Below are 19715 nucleotides of genomic sequence, written 5' to 3'. Positions count from 1 at the left end.
TGCAATGTTTTTAACGCGTGGAATGTTGTGTAATACTACTAGTTTCAGTTGAGGAGGAATGATTATGACTTATTCATCAGCAGATGTCATCTGGACGCTTGTTGCAGCGGCAATGGTTTATTTTATGCAGGCCGGATTCGCAATGTGTGAAGCAGGTATGACGAGAGCGAAAAACACAGGTAATATATTAATGAAAAATATGATGGACTTCTGTATTGGGACACCGATCTACTGGCTCATCGGATTTGGCATTATGTTTGGCGGAAGCGGAGCGCTCATTGGCGGTTTTGATCCGCTGATCCGTGGAACTTATGATTTCGGAACACTTCCGACCTGGTGCTATGTAATATTCCAGACCGTGTTCTGCGCGACAGCAGCAACGATCGTTTCCGGAAGTATGGCAGAGAGAACAAATTTCGTAGCGTATTGTCTGTACAGTTTACTGATCTCCGCAGTGGTTTATCCGATCTCCGGTCACTGGATCTGGGGCGGCGGCTGGCTTGCGCAGCTTGGCTTCCATGATTTTGCCGGAAGTACCGCAGTACATATGGTAGGTGGTACGGCAGCATGCGTCGGAGCAGCGATCTTAGGACCGCGTATCGGTAAATATGACAAGAACGGAAAACCGCGTGCAATTCCGGGACACAACCTTGCACTGGCAGCACTTGGCGTATTCATCTTATGGTTCTGCTGGTTTGGTTTCAACGGTGGTTCTACCACAGCAATGAGTACAGACGCGGATCTCATATCAGCATCCAGCATCTTTATGACAACAAACCTTGCGGCAGCAGTTTCAACCTGTACCGTAATGATCGTAACATGGATCCGTTACAAAAAACCGGATGTTTCCATGACATTAAACGGAGCGCTTGCAGGTCTGGTAGCGATCACCGCAGGCTGTGATCAGGTAACACCGGTCGGCGCATTCTTTATCGGACTGCTTGCAGGTATCTTGGTTGTATTTTCCGTAGAATTCTTTGATAAAGTAGTAAAGATTGACGATCCGGTCGGAGCGATCTCCGTACACGGAGCGTGTGGAGCGCTTGGAACCCTGTGTGTCGGACTTTTCTCCACAGACGGCGGACTTTTCTATGGCGGCGGTATCCATTATTTCTTAGTACAGCTTCTTGGTATGGTATCCGTGATCGCATGGGTGGTAGTAACAATGCTCATTATTTACAAAGTGATCGACAAAACAGTTGGCTTACGGGTACCGGCAGAAGTTGAGATCGATGGTCTTGATATCCATGAACATGGCCTTGCAAGTGCATATTCCGGATTTGAGATCACAGAGATCTCCGGAGCGCTTGATGTCAACGAAAACACAGATTTAGGGGAGGATGATGTCGAGAAGGCAACTCCGTCACAGGTTGATGCAGCAGTCAAAGTGGTAAAACAGACCACCATCGGTGGGGCAACATCCAGCGGAATGCACAAAGTATCCATTGTGGTTAAGCTTTCCAAATTTGATACCTTAAAGAAAGCGTTAAATGACCTCGGTGTTACCGGAATGACGGTTACACAGGTTATGGGCTGTGGTATCCAGAAAGGCGCCGGAGAGTATTACCGTGGTGTTGAAATGGATGCGACCCTTCTTCCGAAAGTCAAGGTAGATGTCATTATCGGAAATCTGTCTGTGGACGCGGTAGTGGAAGCAGCCAAGAAGGCACTTTACACCGGACATATCGGAGACGGAAAGATTTTCGTATATGATGTTACGAAAGTTGTTAAGGTTCGTACCGGTGAGGAAGACCTTGCGGCATTGAAGGACGTTGAGTAAAATCATATAGAGTACAGGAAATAAGCGAGCTGCGCAGTTGCACAGCCCGCTTTTGCGTGTTTTTTGGACGTTTTTCAGCGAAACTAAAAACCTAAAATTTTCGAAAAACACACGAAAATTGGTCAAAACATCCAAAAACAGCACAACTGCTTCATTAAAATTGACGAAATGACCAAAACACTCTTGCATTTTTTTCGATAAATGGTATTATAAGAGTACGAAAACGATTAAGTAAAAAGCAGGAGGGTGTTTTTATGAAGAAAAAAGTGATTAGTACCTTATTGTGTGCATCAATGTTAGCATCCATGGTTGCAGGATGCGGAAGTTCAAGCGACAGTAGCACAACAGCAAGCACCGGAAACGATGCAGCAGCTTCTACCGAGAGCATGGGCAGCTCAACAGACAGCACAGAGAGCGCAGGCGGTTCAAGCTCAGGCTCACTTGCTTACACAGGAGATCTTGAGATCATGCACTTCTCAACAGAAGAGGAATCTCAGGGAAATGGTGGTTCCGATGGTATGCGTACCGTATTACAGCAGTGGGATGACGCAAACCCGGATATCACACTGACACAGACCGTTCTCGCAAACACAGATTACAAGACACAGATCCAGACACTTGCAAACGCGGACGACCTTCCGGATGTATTCCTGATCCAGGGTATGAACGTAAAAGCATGGGCAGATCAGGGACTGATCCTCGACCTGACCGATACGATCAACAGTTCTCCGTATGCAGCAGATTACAAACAGGATTATTTCACACCGTTTAAGGATGCAGACGGAAAGATCTACGGATTCCCGGTACTGACCGGTGGAACCTGTACCGTAGTTGTTTATGATTCCGCAGCATGGGAAGCAGCTGGATACGACAAATTCCCGGAGACATGGGATGACGTAGAAGCAGCAATTCCGAAGTTACAGGAGGCCGGATATCAGGAAGCGATCGCATTTGGTAACAATGCACAGTGGCAGATGAACTCCTGCTTCCTTTCCACATTAGGTGACAGATATACCGGAAAAGACTGGTTCCAGTCCATGATCAACAAAGGTGGCGCATCTTTCGAAGATCCGGAATTTGTAGCAGCGCTTACCGAAACACAGAGATTATTCAAGGATACCGATATCTTTAACAAAGACTTTAACGCAATCTCCAATGAAGATGCGCGTGAGTATTACATTTCCGGTGATGCACCTGCATTCATCGGTGGTAACTGGGATGTTTCCTATATTCAGGCTTCTCTGGAAGGAACAGATCTCTATGATACAACAAAATTCGCAGTATTACCGCAGCCGGCTGACGCAACTTATGACGCAGACAGCCAGAACATCGGTCTTGGCTACGCTGTAGCGATCAATGCGAAATTAAAAGATGATCCGGACAAACTCGCAGCAGCGATCGACCTTGCTGAGTACATCACCGGACCGGAATTTGCAAGCTTTGTAGCAGACAAATATGCATTAGGCGGACTTACCACAGTATCTGATGTTGATTTAAGCAAATTTGACCAGTTCACTCAGGACTTCTACAACTACTCTTATGTAGATACCACACCGTGTGAAATCTATGATTCCTACTTATCCAGCGATATCTGGAGTGTAGTAAACACAGATCTTCAGGATATGGTAAATGGTGACAAGACACCGGAAGAAGTGGCAGCAGACGCACAGGCAGCTTATGAAGCAAATTACTAAAGCAGAATAAGTAAGAATTTCAGGTGAGGCTGTTTCAAGACAGGGAAGTATGAGTTTTGGAGCAGCCTTCCTTAAATCAGAAAAGAGCAGCCTGTAAGAGCAAGGAGGGGGTTTTATGTTACAAAAATCCATGCGTGCGAAAAAAAAAGTTGTCGCACTGTATCTTTTAGTACCACTTATCGTATACGTTTTTTCAGTGTTTGTACCTCTGATCACAGCCTTTGTCGACAGTTTCTTTGAGTGGAAAGGCGGACCGCAGAAAACATTTAACGGAATACAAAATTACATCACACTGTTTCAGGATGCAACATTCTGGCAGTCATTCTGGCATAATATTTATCTGGTAGCAATTTGTATTGTGGGGCAGATCGGAATCGCATTTATCTTCGTATTAATGATCGATTCGAAACTGGTAAAATTAAAAGGAATGCATCGTACCTTCGGATTCTTCCCGAGTACGATATCCGCTGTATGTGTAGGATTTATCTGGAAAATGATCTATGACTATAACCGCGGTATCTTGAACTGGTTTTTAAAACTGATCGGACACGCGGACGCAGCAAAGGTATGGTTAAATGAACCGGACAAAGTTATGTTACTCGTATCCATACCGCTGATCTGGCAGTATATCGGATATTATATGGTAATCCTGTTATCCGGTATCGCTTCTATTGACAAGGAAATTTTTGAGAGTGCGGAGATTGACGGCGCAAACGCAGTGCAGAGAGCAATCTATATCGTATTCCCATTGATCAAAAATACATTATTGATCTGTATCATACTTTGTATCGCAGGAAACATGAAAGCATTTGATAACATCTATGTTATGACATCCGGTGGACCTGGAACATCTTCCATGGTTATGGCATTATACGGATACACCGTATCGTTCAAGCAGAACAACATGGGATATGGATGCTGTATCTCGGTTGCAATCTTCATTCTCAGCCTGATCGTTATCGGTGGTGCGCAGAAGCTGTTTAATTTCCTTTTGAAAGACAAGGGGGTGGAATAATATGGCTGAAGTAAAAGTTGCAGGAAAAAGAAAAGCAAAGATGGGACCGGCGCAGGGCGTACTTGCAGTTGTATTAAACGCAATTTTGATTCTGTTTTCAATCAGCTGTATTTTCCCACTGTTTTGGATGTTAAACTCCGCACTGAAACAGAAAAGAGAGTTTAATGCGGATATCATCGGGATTGTAAAGTCCCCGACACTGGACAATTTTATCAATATTTTGAGCAACGCAAACTATCATCTGGGCCAGTCGATCTGGAACAGCGCGAGAACAACGATCCTTTCCGTATTCTTTATCGTACTGTTCGGTTTTATCGTTGGATACATTCTGGCGCGTGTAAAATTCAAGGGAAACCGCCTGCTGTTTGGTGTATTCCTTACCGGTATGCTGATCCCGCAGCATTCCCTGCTGGTACCGATCTATGTTGTATTTAAGAAATTCGGACTTTCCAACCACTGGTTCACACTTGTGATCCCGTATGTGGCATTCGGACTTCCGATCGCGATCTTCCTTGTGGAAGGATTCGTAAAGACGGTCCCGACGGAGCTTGAACAGGCTGCAGCGATCGATGGCTGCGGATTTTCCAAGACGATGTTTTCTATCATCATGCCGATCTGCCGTCCGATCATGGTTACGGTTGCGATCATCCAGTCCTTCGGATGCTGGAATGAGTTCTCCTTCGCTTTGATCCTTATCAAGAATCAGGCATTGCAGACGGTTCCGCTGGCACTGACGCAGTTCACCGGACAGTTCAACTCAGACTATCCGAAGATCATGGCGGCAATGTTAGTTACGATGGCACCGATCGTTATCCTGTATTTTGTATTCAGCAAAGAGATCATCAAAGGTATGGTCGCAGGAGCGGTAAAGGGCTAAAAAAGAACACAAAAGAGTCTTTGTTACACAGAAGGTATCTGTGGGACGGAGGCTCTTTTTTCTTTACATTTTTATGGATCCTTTTTATAATGATAACAAAGTGTGAAAGACAAAATGAGGAGGAACGGACATGAATTTGCCAAGGATAAGTCCTGCGGCAGCAGGCATTTCGGAAGAAGGGATCAAAGGCTTTTTAGAAGGAGTCAGGGAGCGTGGGATCGAACTGCATGATCTGATGGTAGTGCGCGGCGGGAAGGTGTGCTATGAAGCGTCCTGGTATCCGTATGGGGAGGACAGGTTGCACATGCTCTATTCGCTCAGCAAGGCATTTACCGCGGTCGGAGTCGGATTTGCCGTGCAGGAAGGGCTGTTTGCGGTGGAAGATACCGTATACTCCTTTTTTAAGGAGGAACTTCCGGATACGATCGGAGAACGCGCGAAACGGATTGCGGTGGAACATCTGCTTACCATGTGTACCGGACAGGAAACGGAGCCGCCGATCTTAAACTATGCGTTTGAGGGAAACTGGGTCGAAAAATTTCTGGAGATCGAGCCATCCTATGAACCGGGAACGCATTTTTTCTATGATACAACGGCAACCTATGTGCTTTCCGCGATCATAACGAAGGTGACCGGAGAAAAGCTGGTGGATTATCTGACACCGCGCTTTTTCGAACCGCTTGGCGTGGAAGATTATTACTGGGATGAGTCCCCGCAGGGAAATTCACTTGGCGGGATCGGACTGAACGTGACGATCGAGACGGTGGCAAAGCTCGGCGTCTTTTTAAAACAGCAGGGCATGTGGAATGGAAAGCAGCTTTTGAACCGCGCGTGGATGGAGCGGATGACCTCAAATCTCGTGGATTCTTCCGGCGGAGAGGTGTACAGCGACGGAAATGACTGGGGCGTCGGCTATGGCTACCAGATCTGGCAGTGCATTCCAAAGGGCGTGTACCGTGGCGATGGCGCATACGGACAGTTTGCTATCGTGGCACCGGAGAAGGATCTTGTGATCGCAACGCTCACCGGCACCGAGGATATGTCCGGGCTGATGGCAGAAATGTGGAAACATCTGCTTCCGGCGTGCGCGGATGTGGATATTGCGCCGGATCCTGACGGAACATCAAAAAAGGAGCAGTTTACGGTTGCGTTTCCGGAAGGGGATGATATCGAAGGCGCGAAAAATAAAGAGCGGATTTCCGGTGTCGTGGGAACGTATCTGCTCGAAGAAAATGAGGATCAGCTGGAAAAGATACAGGTGGAAGCAGGAAAGACGGAAGATACCGTTGCGATCACCTGTGTGTGGAAAGATGGAAAAGAGCGGACACTTTTCTATGGATTCCGCCACTGGGAGTGCAATGATCTGCCAAGTGTCCGTTTTTCCCATTATTATACCTGCGCCGATATCCGCATTGTGAATACGGCAGGGGCGTTTTCCTGGGAAAAGGATACGTTAAAACTGAAGCTGTGTTATCCGAACAATCCGCTCGGGGTGACGGCGGAGCTGCGTTTCCGGGATGGAGCAGTAGAGATCACGGCAAAGAAGAGCCGCTGTATGGATCGCAAGATGGAGTATATATTTAGAGGAAGATCAGATAAATAGAATAGTAGAGAGAAAATAAAAACTGGCTGTGAGCGGATTCACAGCCAGTTTTTTATGGAATATTTGCATAAGGCTATTCCGAAAGAAACAGCCAATGATCCAGCTTTTTTATCAGATTTCCAAGCGGAGCTTCCACATATTTTTGGAACAGCGTGGATAAAAGAATCAGCAGAATTGTGGAGGTAAGAAAACTTGCTGCAGCTGAAATCATGTATCTGCCGCATGCGCGATACAGCTTTAAGAATAGGAAGCAGGACCAGGAAAAAATAACCGGACAGTGGATTAAAAATACGGCATAAGATATTTTCCCGAGAAAGCGAAACAATTTGGTGCTAAAAAGAGTGCAAAGTGGTTTCAGACAGTAGATTCCCCATACGAGAAACAGTGCGCCCACAATGTGAAAAAACTGCCAGACCGGTGCGTAACGCTGATTGACATTAACACCGAGCCACAGGTAAAAGCCCTGTGGATAAGCCTCGGACGGATAGCCGCCCAGATACAGCCCTACAAGAACGAACAGTACACCGAAATATTTTGCATATTTTTTCGGTTCAAAGTAGAAAATACGGTAAGCGAGTGCAACGCCGAGTGTAAATGCAAAATTAAACAGTGCATCGGTATAGAGAAAGAAAGCGATAAAGCAGATAAAAACAAGGATGGATAGCAGCTTTCTGTTTTTGGTCATAAGTGCCAGCAGATATGCGAGAAAGGAGCCGCTGAGGAAAATATTCATCAGCCAGAAAGCAGGAGAATATGTATGATCTCCATTCAGCCAGGTTGCTACAAAAGTTGTATTTAAAAATTGAAGAAAACTGGGCTTGTCTCCATATGCGGAAACGATCCAGGATGAAGTGGAGAGCTTTTGAACTTCAGCAGTTGGAAAAAGTGAAAATTGCATCATGATCCATGCGGCGAAGGAGACAACGGTAAGCGGGAAACAAAGTCTTGGATAACGTTTTAAAACCATAGAGGAGACTTCATTTGTAGTTTTTGCGCGGTAAATCTGATAGCCGAGTACCAGTCCGCTGACCAGGCAGAAAACACTTACCCAGAAATTACCACAGATAATAAAAGACAGTGGAGAATTAGCCCACTTAACATCCAGTCCATAGATCATTCGTGAGGTGTTTGGATCTCCGTTATAGCTGGAAGGAAAAAAAGAAACCAGAAAATGATGGGTAAAAATAAGGATGCATGCAAGACCTCGCAGGCCGTCGATCCAGGTTAGACGTTCATTTTTCATTTGTAAACTCTTCTTTCTAAGTATTGATATAGTTTTGGAATTTCACAGATATTTATGTGAAATCCAATGTTCCCATTATCTAATGTATACATTAGATAATGGGAACATTATACTATGTGCACATCATTTATGCAAGCATTTGTTTTCAGTTATAATCTCTACATAAATTTGGGAGGTGTACACATGGTACGTTTGCGGGTTTTGCATATTTTAGAGGAACAGCAGCATACGAAATATTGGCTCTATAAGCAGATGGATTTAAGTTATCAGAATTTTAATCGAATGATCATGAATGAAACAAATTCGATTCGTTATGAAAATCTTGACAAACTGTGCGCCATATTAGATTGTTCCGTTGGAGATTTATTTGAGCGGGTAGAGGAGGAGGCGTAAACGATACGTATATAGCAGGCAGAAGGCAATCTTCTGTTTTTTTCTTGCATTGAAAAAAAATCTGTGTTATACTGACTGACGTTGAAAAAAGCCCAAAAACCAAGGTCTTTTCAGGGCGAAATACCGAGTGTTCGAGACCTTCCACTCGTAAAACAAAACTAAAGGAGAATTTCATATGAGAAACAAAAAAGTGTTACGAATCACCCAGGCAGCGATGATCGCTGCGATCTATGTCGTACTGACGGTCTTTATCAGCGCATTTAATCTGGCGAGCGGAGCCATTCAGGTGCGCATATCCGAAGCGCTCACGATCTTACCGGTCTTCACACCGGCAGCGATCCCAGGACTTTTCCTCGGATGCCTGATCAGTAATCTGGTGACCGGATGTATGCCGCTTGATGTGGTATTCGGCAGTCTGGCAACACTGATCGGAGCCTGCGGAACCTACGCGCTGCGCAAACACAAATGGCTGGCACCACTGCCGCCGATCGTCGCGAATACGATCATTGTACCGTTTGTACTGCGGTATGTGTATCTGGCAGAGGGAACCATCCCGTTTTTCATGCTGACCGTAGGGATCGGAGAAGTGATCTCCTGCTATCTGCTGGGAAGTATTCTGCATCGTGTGCTGGATCGATATAAAGAACACATTTTTAAAGAAGACTAATAAAACAAAAAAGCATGTCAGGTATTTGCTTCGCGGAAAAGTTTCCGGAGCCGCAGATGCCTGGCATGTTTTTTTTGTTCTTTGCCTGCGCAAAGCGCTTTTCATCTCCTGTTGGTATAAAAACTGTTTTGTCCGAGCATATTAAGAGAAGAAACAGAAACAATACTTTGAAACGTGAATGGAAAACAGAGAATATGGATTTCTACACAAAAATAAGGAGGACAAAAAGTTGCAGATAATTGGCACGCAGAGTATTCATTTCACACAGGCGCCCTACATTCTTGCAAGCGCGTCAGTGGTCGGAAAAAAAGAAGGGGAAGGGCCGCTTGGAAATGAATTTGACATGATATGCGATACGGACAAATTCGGAGAGGATACCTGGGAGGAGGCGGAGAGCTCCCTGCAGAAGGAATCGACGGCACTTGCGCTTGGAAAATCGGGGCTTGCGCCGGAGGACATCCGCTACATCTTTGCGGGGGATCTGTTAGGGCAGACGATCGCGACTTCGTTTGGCCTGATGGATTATCAGATCCCGCTTTTTGGACTGTACGGGGCGTGTTCCACGGCGGGAGAATCCATGGCGCTTGGCGCGATGTGTGTGGCGGGCGGTTATGCGGATCATATACTCACCGTGACCTCGAGCCATTTCGCGAGCGCGGAAAAACAGTTCCGTTATCCACTGGAATACGCCAATCAGAGACCGGTGTCGGCGACCTGGACGGTTACGGGAAGCGGGGCATATATCCTCGGGACGAAAAAATCAGATATTAAGATCACGGGGCTTACGCCCGGGCGGATCGTGGATTACGGAGTCCGGGATTCCATGAATATGGGAGCTGCCATGGCACCGGCGGCGTGCGATACGATCTACCACCATTTCTGCGATTTTGGCACCAAGCCGGAGGATTACGACAAGATCATTACCGGGGATCTCGGGTATGTGGGACAGGAGATTCTAATTAAGCTGCTTTTGGACAAGGGTTATGACATAAGCGGTGTGCATACGGACTGCGGGGTCGAAATTTTTGACAGGCAGACACAGGGGACGGATTCCGGCGGATCCGGCTGTGGCTGCGCGGCAGTGACGCTCAGCGCCCATTTTCTGAAAAAAATTGCGCAGGGAGAATGGAAAAAGATCCTGTTTGTCCCGACCGGCGCGCTGCTTTCCACGGTCAGTTTTAATGAGGGACAGAATGTGCCGGGGATCGCGCACGCGGTGGTGATCGAGCACGAAGAATAAAAAAGAAAAGGAAGAAGGGAAGACATGGACTATATCAATGCATTCTGGGTCGGAGGCGTGATCTGCGCGCTGGTACAGATCCTGATGGAAAAAACAAAAATGCTGCCGGGACGGATCATGGTGCTTTTGGTATGCACCGGCGCACTGCTTGGAGCAGTGGCGATCTATCCGCCGTTTGTGGAATTTGCGGGCGCGGGCGCGAGTGTACCGCTGCTTGGCTTTGGAAATACACTTTTTAAGGGCGTGAAAGAGGCGGTGGATGAATTTGGCTTTATCGGTATTTTTATGGGCGGATTCAAGGCAAGCGCTGTCGGAATCTCAGCCGCTCTGGTGTTTGGCTATCTGGCGTCACTCTTATTTGATCCCAAGATGAAAAAGTAAAATGCATGCATAAAAGCGTCTGGATTGACTCATATTAAGGATATAAAAATAAAAACAACATATAAAAGGAGAAATAAAGATGAAGAACTTAAAAAGAATTGCACTTTGCTGTGTTATGACGCTTGCGGTATCTATGGCTGCTGCCTGTGGAACGAATAATAACAGGGCGGAGGATAATACCAATGCGACGGAGACAGAGACGAACCGGGATGAAAATGTGAATGATGCGACGACCGGAACGGAAACCACAGGAATGAACGGAACCAACAGAAATGGTGCCGTGGATGATGTGGTAGACGGAACCACCGAGGCAGGAAGAGACGTTGTGGACGGAGCGGCAGATGTCGGAAATGATGTGATAGATACTGCGGATGATGTGGCAAATGATATCGGAAACACCGTGGAAAACGCGACAGACAATGCAACCGCAAACGATACAGCGGCAAACGGAAACGCAAACGGCGTGACAGAAGGAGCCGCAGCGAACGCGCGCTAGGAAAGAGTAAAAAAGAGGTGCCCTTAAAACCGGAACAGGTTTTAAAGACACCTTTTATTTTTGCTTTTAAAAGCCGATCTTATTTGTCATCAATGCTGTAGTTCGGAGCCTCTTTTGTGATATGGATATCATGCGGATGGCTTTCCTTTAAGGAAGCGGCAGTGATCTTTACGAACTGGCCTCTTTCCTGTAATTCAGGAATGGTCTGGCAGCCGCAGTATCCCATACCGGAGCGGATACCACCGACTAACTGGAAGATCGTATCTTCTACGGAACCCTTGTATGCGACACGTCCTTCGACACCTTCCGGAACCAGTTTCTTTGCGCCTTCCTGGAAATAACGGTCTTTACTTCCGTTTTCCATGGCAGCGAGAGATCCCATACCTCTGTATACTTTGTATTTTCTTCCCTGATACAGTTCAAAAGTTCCCGGAGCTTCGTCACATCCGGCGAACATGCTTCCCATCATACATACGCTTGCGCCTGCGGCGATCGCTTTTGTCATATCACCGGAGTATTTGATACCGCCATCGGCGATAACCGGGATGTTGTATTCTTTTGCAACTGCGTAGCAGTCCATGATCGCGGTAACCTGAGGAACACCGATACCTGCAACAACACGGGTGGTACAGATAGATCCAGGTCCGATACCTACCTTGACAGCGTCAACACCTGCTTCGATCAGGGCTTTTGCAGCAGCACCGGTAGCAATGTTTCCGGCGATTACCTGTAAGTCAGGATAAGCAGCTTTGATCTTTTTTACTGCGTTTAAGATATTTAAAGAATGTCCGTGTGCGGAATCCACAACGATGACATCTACATGCGCGTTTACAAGAGCATCGATACGATCCATCATGTTTGCGGTGATACCAACTGCGGCACCACACAGAAGACGGCCGTGATCGTCTTTTGCGGAAAGCGGGTACTTGATCTGCTTTTCAATATCCTTGATCGTGATAAGACCCTTTAAGTTGAAATCCTTATCTACGATCGGAAGTTTTTCCTTTCTTGCCTTTGCAAGGATGGATTTTGCTTCTTCGAGTGTGATCCCTTCCGGAGCAGTGATCAGACCTTCGGAGGTCATGCACTCATGGATCGGTCTCGAAAAGTCGGTTTCGAATTTCAGGTCACGGTTTGTGATGATTCCGACCAGCTTGCCGTTGTCTGTGATCGGAACACCGGAGATACGGAATTTTGCCATCAGATCATCCGCGTCCTGTAATGTATGGTTTGGAGAAAGTGAAAATGGATCCGTGATAACACCGTTCTCGGAACGTTTTACCTTATCTACCTCATCAGCCTGTGCTTCGATGGACATGTTCTTGTGGATGATACCGATACCACCCTGTCTTGCCATGGCGATCGCCATTCTGTGCTCTGTAACGGTATCCATAGAAGCACTCATCATAGGAATATTAAGTGTCACCTTGTTAGTAAGTCTTGTCTGTAAATTGATCATATTCGGAGTAACCTCAGAATATGCCGGTACCAATAATACGTCATCAAAAGTGATTCCTTCGCCGATAATTGTACCCATTTTTTTCATTCCTCTCTTTCCTGTTTGTCGTATTTAACTTTTAATAATTTTTTCAATTCTAGCAAAAATAACCGGGGTTGTCAATGCGGGTGGCGGGAAAAAGAAAAGCAAAAAATGGATTTGGGTATTCTATTTTTATTCATGGTGTGGTATTCTTTTATCAAACGACGGGGTTTTAGTGGGAGAACTCTGTCCTTTTTCGTATAAACGCCTGAAAAAGCGGAAATGCGTTATAAATTCAGCTAATAATTAAGATTAATAAATATTATAAATCATACGGGAGAGAAAAAATGGAATTTCGGCCTTGTATTGATATCCATAATGGAAAAGTAAAGCAGATCGTCGGCAGTTCCCTGCGGGATCAGGGCGATACCGCGAAGGAAAATTTCGTTGCGGACTGTGATGCCTCGTTTTATGCGGAATTCTACAAGAAGGACGGGATCCGTGGCGGACACATCATTCTGTTAAACGCGAGGGATTCTTCCTATTATAATGACACGAAAGCGCAGGCATTTCTGGCATTAAAGACCTATCCGGGCGGTTTGCAGGCAGGCGGCGGCATCACGGACGAGAACGCGGCGGAGTTTCTTGACGCGGGAGCCAGCCATGTGATCGTGACCTCCTATGTGTTCCGGAACGGAAAGATCGATTACGGAAATCTGAGGCGTCTGGCATCGGAGACCGGAAAGGATCATCTGGTTCTGGATTTAAGCTGCAGGAAACGGGACGATGACTATTATATCGTTACGGACCGGTGGCAGAAATTTACCGAGGAAAAGGTGACGCCGGCGCTTTTGGATGAACTTGCGTCCTACGCGGATGAATTTCTGGTACATGCGGTGGATGTGGAGGGCAAAGCAGACGGAATCGAAGAACCGCTTGCGGAGATGCTTGGAAGCTGGGGAAAGATCCCGCTCACCTATGCGGGCGGCGTCAGGGATTTTCCCGATATTGAGAAGTTGAAGGAACTGGGAAAGAACCGGCTCAATGTGACGATCGGCAGCGCGCTCGATCTGTTCGGCGGGAAACTTTCCTATCGCGAAGTAGTGGATTATATGAAAGCAGATAAAGGAGTGTAAAAGATGAGCAAGTATACCAAAAAGGATATTATTCGTATGGTAGACGAAGAGGACGTTGAGTTTATCCGTCTTCAGTTTACAGATATTTTCGGAACATTGAAGAATGTGGCGATCACGGCGAGCCAGCTGGAAAAAGCGTTGAATAACCAGTGCATGTTTGACGGTTCCGCGATCGAGGGATTCGTGCGCATTGAGGAATCGGATATGTATCTGCATCCGGATCTCGACACATTTACGATCTTTCCGTGGCGTCCGCAGCAGGGAAAAGTTGCGCGTATCATCTGTGATGTATACTGCACGGATCAGACACCGTTTGAGGGCGATCCGCGTTACATCTTAAAGAAAGTGATCGCAGAGGCGGCAGAGATGGGTTATACGTTCAATGTCGGACCGGAGTGCGAATTTTTCCTGTTCCATACCGATGATGACGGACAGCCGACTACGATCTCCCATGAAAAGGCAGGATACTTTGACCTTGGACCGGTCGATCTCGGAGAGAACGCGAGACGTGATATGGTCCTTACGCTGGAAGATATGGGCTTTGAGATCGAAGCGTCCCACCATGAGGTGGCACCGGCGCAGCATGAGATCGATTTTAAATACGACGAGGCACTGATCACCGCGGATAATATCATGACCTTTAAGCTTGCGGTCAAGACGATTGCGAAACGCCACGGTCTGTTTGCGAGCTTTATGCCAAAGCCGAAGCATGGTATCGCGGGTTCCGGGATGCATGTAAATATGTCTTTGTTTAAAGACGGAAAAAATATTTTCGTGGATGAGAAGGACAAGCTCGGACTGAGCAGGGAAGCATATTATTTTATCGGCGGTATCATGAAACATATGAAAGGGATGACAGCGATCACGAATCCGCTGGTCAATTCCTATAAACGTATGGTTCCGGGATTTGAGGCGCCGATCTTTATCGCGTGGTCCGCAACGAACCGGAGTCCGTTGATCCGGATCCCGGCATCGAGAGGGGAATCCACCAGAGTGGAACTGCGCAGCCCGGATCCGGCAGCCAATCCGTATCTTGTGCTTGCAATCTGCCTTGCAGCCGGACTGGATGGAATCCGTGGAAAGATCGAGCCGCCGGAAGATGTGCATGAAAATGTATTTTCCATGGGAGAGGCAGAGCGTGAGAGACTGGGGATCGAGGCATTGCCGCAGGATCTCGAGGCAGCAGTAGAAGAACTGGAAAAAGACGAATTCGTAAAGAACGTACTGGGCACACATATCACAGAAAAATATATCACAGCCAAGAGAGCCGACTGGACTGCGTACCGTTCGCAGGTAACCCAGTGGGAGATCGATGAGTATCTCTATAAAATTTGATGTTGTCAGGGTGAGGCGTTGTGAGTAATGTAATTGTTGCGTTCCCGAAAATGGAAAATGCAAAGAGTATAAAAAATATACTGGTCAAAAGCGGATACGATGTCGCGGCCGTCTGTACGACAGGAGCACAGACCTTACAGAGCGCGAATGCGCTTGAAGGCGGCATCGTCATCTGCAGTCATCATTTTATCGACATGATGTACCAGGAATTATATGAATATCTCCCACCTCAGTTTCAGATGCTTCTGGTTGCGTCCCCCGCGGTCTGCAGCGAAAGAGAGATTGCGGACATCGTCTGTCTTTCCATGCCGCTTAAAGTGCATGAGCTGGTGCAGACGGTGGAGATGATGGAGTACACCATCGCGCGGAAGCGGAAAAAGATGCGCGCGCAGCCAAAGCAGAGAAGTGAAGCGGAAAGAAACATCATTCTGGAGGCAAAATCCGTACTGATGAGCCGAAATAATCTGACGGAGGAGGAGGCGCACCGCTATATCCAGAAACGGAGCATGAATAACGGAACGGATATGGTGGAGACGGCACAGATGATCCTTAGCCTGATGGACGGCTAAATGAGAAAAAATGAGGAAAAGAAGTACTTTACAAGGTACTTCTTTTTTGTTATACTACGAACATGAAAATAGTAGTACCAATGAGGAATACTAATAAAATTTTAAAAGATCAATAGAAGAAAAAGAAAGGGGCAGTTACGATCATGTATCAGATCAATGACAATTACCAGAAATTACCGGGCAGCTATCTGTTCAGTGATATTGCAAAGAAAGTAAAGGCGTTTTCCGACGCGAACCCGGATGCGAAGATCATCCGTCTCGGAATCGGAGATGTGACCCAGCCGCTCGTACCGGCGATCATTGACGCGCTGCATGGAGCAGTGGATGAGATGGCAAAGGCAGAGACTTTCCACGGCTATGCGCCGGATCTGGGTTATGAATTTCTGCGTAACGCGATCGCAGAGAATGATTACAAGGCAAGAGGATGCGACATCGCGGCAGATGAGATCTTTGTTTCCGACGGAGCAAAGAGTGATTCCGGAAATATCCAGGAGATTTTTTCCCTTGACAACCGCATCGCGGTGTGTGACCCGGTTTACCCGGTTTATGTGGATTCCAACGTTATGGCGGGAAGATGCGGTACTTACGATGCGGCATCCCAGATGTGGAGCAATGTGATCTACATGCCGTGCACCAGAGAGAACAACTTTGTACCAGAATTCCCGAAGGAGACACCGGATATGATCTATCTGTGTCTGCCGAACAACCCGACCGGAACGACGATCACAAAGGCGCAGTTACAGGAATGGGTAGATTACGCGAATAAAGTGGGCGCAGTCATCATCTATGACGGAGCGTATGAAGCATATATCTCCGAAGATGACGTGGCACATTCCATTTATGAGTGCGAAGGAGCAAAGACCTGTGCGATCGAGCTCAAGAGCTTTTCCAAAAATGCCGGATTTACCGGTGTGCGTCTGGGCTACACGGTTGTCCCGAAGGAATTAAAATGCGGAAACGTATCCTTACATGACATGTGGGCACGCCGCCATGGCACCAAGTTCAATGGCGCGCCGTATATCGTGCAGAGAGCCGGAGAAGCAGTATATTCCGCAGCCGGAAAAGCGCAGTTAAAAGATCAGGTAGGCTACTACATGAAGAACGCAAAGACCATCAAGGAAGGCTTAAAAGATGCCGGATATGAAGTATACGGTGGTGTCAACGCACCGTATATCTGGTTAAAGACACCGGAGAAGATGACTTCCTGGGATTTCTTCGATTACCTGCTTGAGAAGGCAAATGTAGTCGGAACTCCGGGCTGTGGTTTCGGCCCGAGCGGAGAAGGATATTTCCGTCTGACTGCATTCGGCAGCTACGAAAATACCGTTGCGGCGTTAGAGCGTATCAAAGCGTTATAATTAAAAAGATAAATAAAAAAAGTGCCGGAGAGATGCGAAAGAAGTGTCTCTCCGGCTTTTTCATTGGGATAAGAGGGCGGCGGACTGCATACATATAAAGAGAAAACGGGAACGGACAGATTTGAAACGGAAGCTGTTTTATGAAAAAGTCAGAAAAAATGAAAATGGGGATACTTGCGGAGTTAGTCATTTTTGTGGTCGTCCTGTGTGTTGCGGCGGGCAGAAATTATATGTATAAACGGACGGTGCCGACGATGTACAGGCAGAGTACAGAGGGCACGGAGAGCACAGAGAGTACGGAAGAAAATGCCGGAAATGCGGGGAAAAAAGATTTCATCCGCTGGGTGGATTTTACGGTGACATGTGAAGCGCTTGATACCGCGTATGAATGGGACGTGAACACTTACGGAGCGGATATCCATATCAACTGGATCGACCTTCTGGCGCTTGAGGCGGCAAAGTGCGGCGGGGATTTTTCGGAAAGCGCGGTGGCGGACATGGATGCGCTGGCACAAAAGCTTGCGGACGGAACGACGAAATTAAAAACGGAGGCGGAAACGTTAAAATATTATAACTATTACCGGGATGCCTATACGGCGGTGCTTGGCGGACTGGTGGGAGAATATGAGATGCAGAAGCCCGAAAAGGACGGGACGGCTCCATACCGGAAAGCGTATGGGTTAAAAGGTTTTTCCCCGATCGCGAAGGGATTTGAGTACCGGGATTATGATGATTTTGGCGTGTCGCGCACTTATGGGTTTGAGCGGGAGCATCTGGGGCATGACATGATGGGGCAGATCGGAACACCTGTGATCGCCGTGGAATCCGGCTATGTGGAGGCGCTCGGCTGGAACCAGTATGGAGGCTGGCGCATCGGGATCCGCAGCTTTGACCATAAGCGCTATTACTATTACGCGCACCTGCGGCAGGACTATCCGTATGCGGAGTGGCTGAAAGAGGGCGGCACCGTGAAGGCGGGGGATGTGATCGGCTATATGGGGCACACGGGCTACAGCACGACGGAGAATGTTAATAACATCGATGAAGTGCATCTGCATTTCGGGCTGGAGCTGATCTTTGATGAATCGCAGAAGGACAGTGACAACGAGATCTGGGTCAGCTGCTATGAACTTACCCGATTTTTAAAGAAGAATCAGATGGAAGTGCGCAAGATCGATGGCACCAAAGAGTGGGAACGCTGCTATGATATGAAAAAATCTCTTTACAATTCCGAGGGGAACTGATATAAATAATGCATGAGAACTGTTTCTACTAAAATGATGAGGTGAGAAAATATGTACAGAGCGGGAATTGATTTAGGAGGAACGAATATTAAGGCAGGAATCGTGGATGAGGATCAGAAGATCCTGGCGGAGGGTTCCGTGCCGACAATGGTAAAACGTCCTTATCAGGAGATCATAAAAGATATGGCGGATCTGGTGAAAGATCTGCTTGGAAAGATCGGGGCAGAGGAGCGCGAGCTTTCCAGCGTGGGAGTCGGAAGTCCGGGAACGGTGGATGCCGAGAGCGGAATGGTGCGGTATTCCAACAACTTTGGCTGGGAGAATATCCCGCTGGCGGAAGAACTCGGAACTTATTTTACCTGTCCGATCCATATTTCCAATGACGCGAACTGCGCGGCACTCGGCGAGGTCAAGGCAGGCGCGGCAAAAGAGACCAAAAACGCGATCCTCTTAACACTCGGCACCGGAGTCGGCGGCGGAGTGATCATCGACGGAAAAGTGTTTGAGGGGGCGCATGCGGGCGGCGCGGAGCTTGGGCATACAAGCCTGATCTTTGGCGGAGAACCCTGTACCTGCGGCAGAAAGGGCTGTGTGGAGGCATATGTTTCCGCGACAGGACTGATCCGGCAGGCGAGAAGAGCCGCAGAGCAGAAGAAAGATTCGCTCATGAACGAGCTGTGCGGCGGAGACCTTTCGGCGATGAATGGAAAGATCCCGTTTGACGCGGCAGAGCAGAAAGACGAGGCGGCAATGGCAGTGGTGGATGATTACATTACCTACCTGGGTGAGGCGATCGCCAACTATGTCAATATCTTCCGCCCGGATGTGGTACTACTTTCCGGAGGTGTATGCAACCAGAAGGAGAAACTGACAGGACCGCTGACAGCATACATAAAAACCGTGTGCTTCGCCGGAGAAAAGGCATTTATCCCGGAGGTGCGGTGTGCGATCCTCGGAAACAGCGCCGGCATCATCGGAGCCGCGAATCTGTAACGAAAACCGCATAAAATACAGGAAAGAACAGGAAGAAGAACATCTGTAAAAAGCAGGTGTTCTTTTTTGTTTTAAAGCAGATAAAAATTAATCAAAAAATTAGGCAAAAAATATGTGCATTTAAACCATAAATAAGGTATACTTATTTAAGTAGAATAGTGAAAATATATAATTTACCACCTAAAAAACAAAATTTACCACCCTTTTTGCA

Annotated in this window: 18 protein-coding genes; 16 read left to right on the top strand and 2 right to left on the bottom strand. The window is 47.2% G+C overall.

What is annotated here, in order from left to right; genetic code table 11:
* Positions 1 to 64 precede the first annotated feature (64 nt).
* The 5 genes from H8Z76_RS08275 to H8Z76_RS08255 all read left to right on the top strand — a co-directional run bounded on the left by H8Z76_RS08275 (position 65) and on the right by H8Z76_RS08255 (position 6969).
* A complete protein-coding gene (locus H8Z76_RS08275) occupies positions 65 to 1780 on the top strand; it encodes an ammonium transporter (protein ID WP_186982222.1) in 1716 nt (571 codons plus the stop codon).
* Positions 1781 to 2034: 254 nt separating this feature from the next.
* A complete protein-coding gene (locus tag H8Z76_RS08270) occupies positions 2035 to 3474 on the top strand; it encodes an ABC transporter substrate-binding protein (RefSeq protein ID WP_186982221.1) in 1440 nt (479 codons plus the stop codon).
* 115 nt (positions 3475 to 3589) lie between these two features.
* Positions 3590 to 4489: a carbohydrate ABC transporter permease gene (locus tag H8Z76_RS08265; RefSeq protein WP_186982220.1), complete on the top strand. Its 900-nt coding sequence runs from the start codon at positions 3590 to 3592 to the stop codon at positions 4487 to 4489.
* Position 4490: 1 nt separating this feature from the next.
* On the top strand, positions 4491 to 5366 hold the full coding sequence (locus H8Z76_RS08260; protein ID WP_207723114.1) for a carbohydrate ABC transporter permease: 876 nt from the start codon (positions 4491 to 4493) through the stop codon (positions 5364 to 5366).
* Between the two features lie 130 nt (positions 5367 to 5496).
* Positions 5497 to 6969 (top strand): serine hydrolase domain-containing protein, encoded by a 1473-nt coding sequence (locus H8Z76_RS08255; RefSeq protein ID WP_022514530.1) that lies wholly within the window; start codon positions 5497 to 5499, stop codon positions 6967 to 6969.
* Between the two features lie 73 nt (positions 6970 to 7042).
* Here H8Z76_RS08255 and H8Z76_RS08250 read toward each other — a convergent pair whose 3' ends face one another.
* Positions 7043 to 8212, bottom strand: coding sequence for an acyltransferase family protein (locus H8Z76_RS08250; RefSeq protein ID WP_186982219.1), 1170 nt, complete (start codon positions 8210 to 8212; stop codon positions 7043 to 7045).
* 183 nt (positions 8213 to 8395) lie between these two features.
* Here H8Z76_RS08250 and H8Z76_RS08245 point away from each other — a divergent pair, with 183 nt between their 5' ends.
* From H8Z76_RS08245 to H8Z76_RS08225, 5 genes are all read left to right on the top strand, one after another.
* Positions 8396 to 8605 (top strand): helix-turn-helix domain-containing protein, encoded by a 210-nt coding sequence (locus H8Z76_RS08245; RefSeq protein ID WP_022514532.1) that lies wholly within the window; start codon positions 8396 to 8398, stop codon positions 8603 to 8605.
* Positions 8606 to 8780: 175 nt separating this feature from the next.
* On the top strand, positions 8781 to 9272 hold the full coding sequence (locus tag H8Z76_RS08240) for a QueT transporter family protein (RefSeq protein ID WP_022514533.1): 492 nt from the start codon (positions 8781 to 8783) through the stop codon (positions 9270 to 9272).
* 178 nt (positions 9273 to 9450) lie between these two features.
* Positions 9451 to 10512, top strand: coding sequence for a stage V sporulation protein AD (gene spoVAD, locus H8Z76_RS08235; RefSeq protein WP_186982218.1), 1062 nt, complete (start codon positions 9451 to 9453; stop codon positions 10510 to 10512).
* A gap of 24 nt (positions 10513 to 10536) precedes the next feature.
* Entirely contained in the window at positions 10537 to 10893 is a 357-nt protein-coding gene (locus H8Z76_RS08230) for a SpoVA/SpoVAEb family sporulation membrane protein (protein WP_147618665.1), read from the top strand.
* A gap of 79 nt (positions 10894 to 10972) precedes the next feature.
* The gene (locus tag H8Z76_RS08225; protein WP_186982217.1) at positions 10973 to 11389 is read left to right on the top strand and encodes a hypothetical protein; all 417 of its coding nucleotides are present in this window, start codon (positions 10973 to 10975) and stop codon (positions 11387 to 11389) included.
* A 79-nt stretch (positions 11390 to 11468) separates the two neighbouring features.
* Here the strand turns inward: H8Z76_RS08225 and guaB are convergent, their stop codons facing one another.
* Positions 11469 to 12926: an IMP dehydrogenase gene (gene guaB, locus H8Z76_RS08220; protein ID WP_022516413.1), complete on the bottom strand. Its 1458-nt coding sequence runs from the start codon at positions 12924 to 12926 to the stop codon at positions 11469 to 11471.
* A 290-nt stretch (positions 12927 to 13216) separates the two neighbouring features.
* On the opposite strand from guaB, the gene hisA reads away from it, so the two are divergent.
* From hisA to H8Z76_RS08190, 6 genes are all read left to right on the top strand, one after another.
* A complete protein-coding gene (gene hisA / locus H8Z76_RS08215; protein ID WP_022516414.1) occupies positions 13217 to 14005 on the top strand; it encodes a phosphoribosylformimino-5-aminoimidazole carboxamide ribotide isomerase in 789 nt (262 codons plus the stop codon).
* Between the two features lie 3 nt (positions 14006 to 14008).
* Positions 14009 to 15340: a type I glutamate--ammonia ligase gene (gene glnA / locus H8Z76_RS08210; protein WP_022516415.1), complete on the top strand. Its 1332-nt coding sequence runs from the start codon at positions 14009 to 14011 to the stop codon at positions 15338 to 15340.
* Between the two features lie 20 nt (positions 15341 to 15360).
* A complete protein-coding gene (locus tag H8Z76_RS08205) occupies positions 15361 to 15909 on the top strand; it encodes an ANTAR domain-containing response regulator (protein ID WP_022516416.1) in 549 nt (182 codons plus the stop codon).
* Between the two features lie 143 nt (positions 15910 to 16052).
* Positions 16053 to 17267 (top strand): LL-diaminopimelate aminotransferase, encoded by a 1215-nt coding sequence (locus H8Z76_RS08200; RefSeq protein ID WP_022516417.1) that lies wholly within the window; start codon positions 16053 to 16055, stop codon positions 17265 to 17267.
* A gap of 140 nt (positions 17268 to 17407) precedes the next feature.
* Entirely contained in the window at positions 17408 to 18511 is a 1104-nt protein-coding gene (locus tag H8Z76_RS08195; protein WP_186982216.1) for a M23 family metallopeptidase, read from the top strand.
* A 51-nt stretch (positions 18512 to 18562) separates the two neighbouring features.
* Positions 18563 to 19504 carry an ROK family protein gene (locus tag H8Z76_RS08190; protein WP_147618661.1) on the top strand — a complete coding sequence of 314 codons (942 nt, stop codon included), beginning with the start codon at positions 18563 to 18565 and terminating at the stop codon, positions 19502 to 19504.
* The last annotated feature ends 211 nt before the right edge of the window (positions 19505 to 19715 follow it).

The sequence above is a fragment of the Roseburia yibonii genome (assembly GCF_014297335.1).
In the GTDB taxonomy this organism is placed as follows: domain Bacteria; phylum Bacillota; class Clostridia; order Lachnospirales; family Lachnospiraceae; genus Roseburia_D; species Roseburia_D yibonii.
This window is presented reverse-complemented; position numbering and strand designations above follow the sequence as displayed.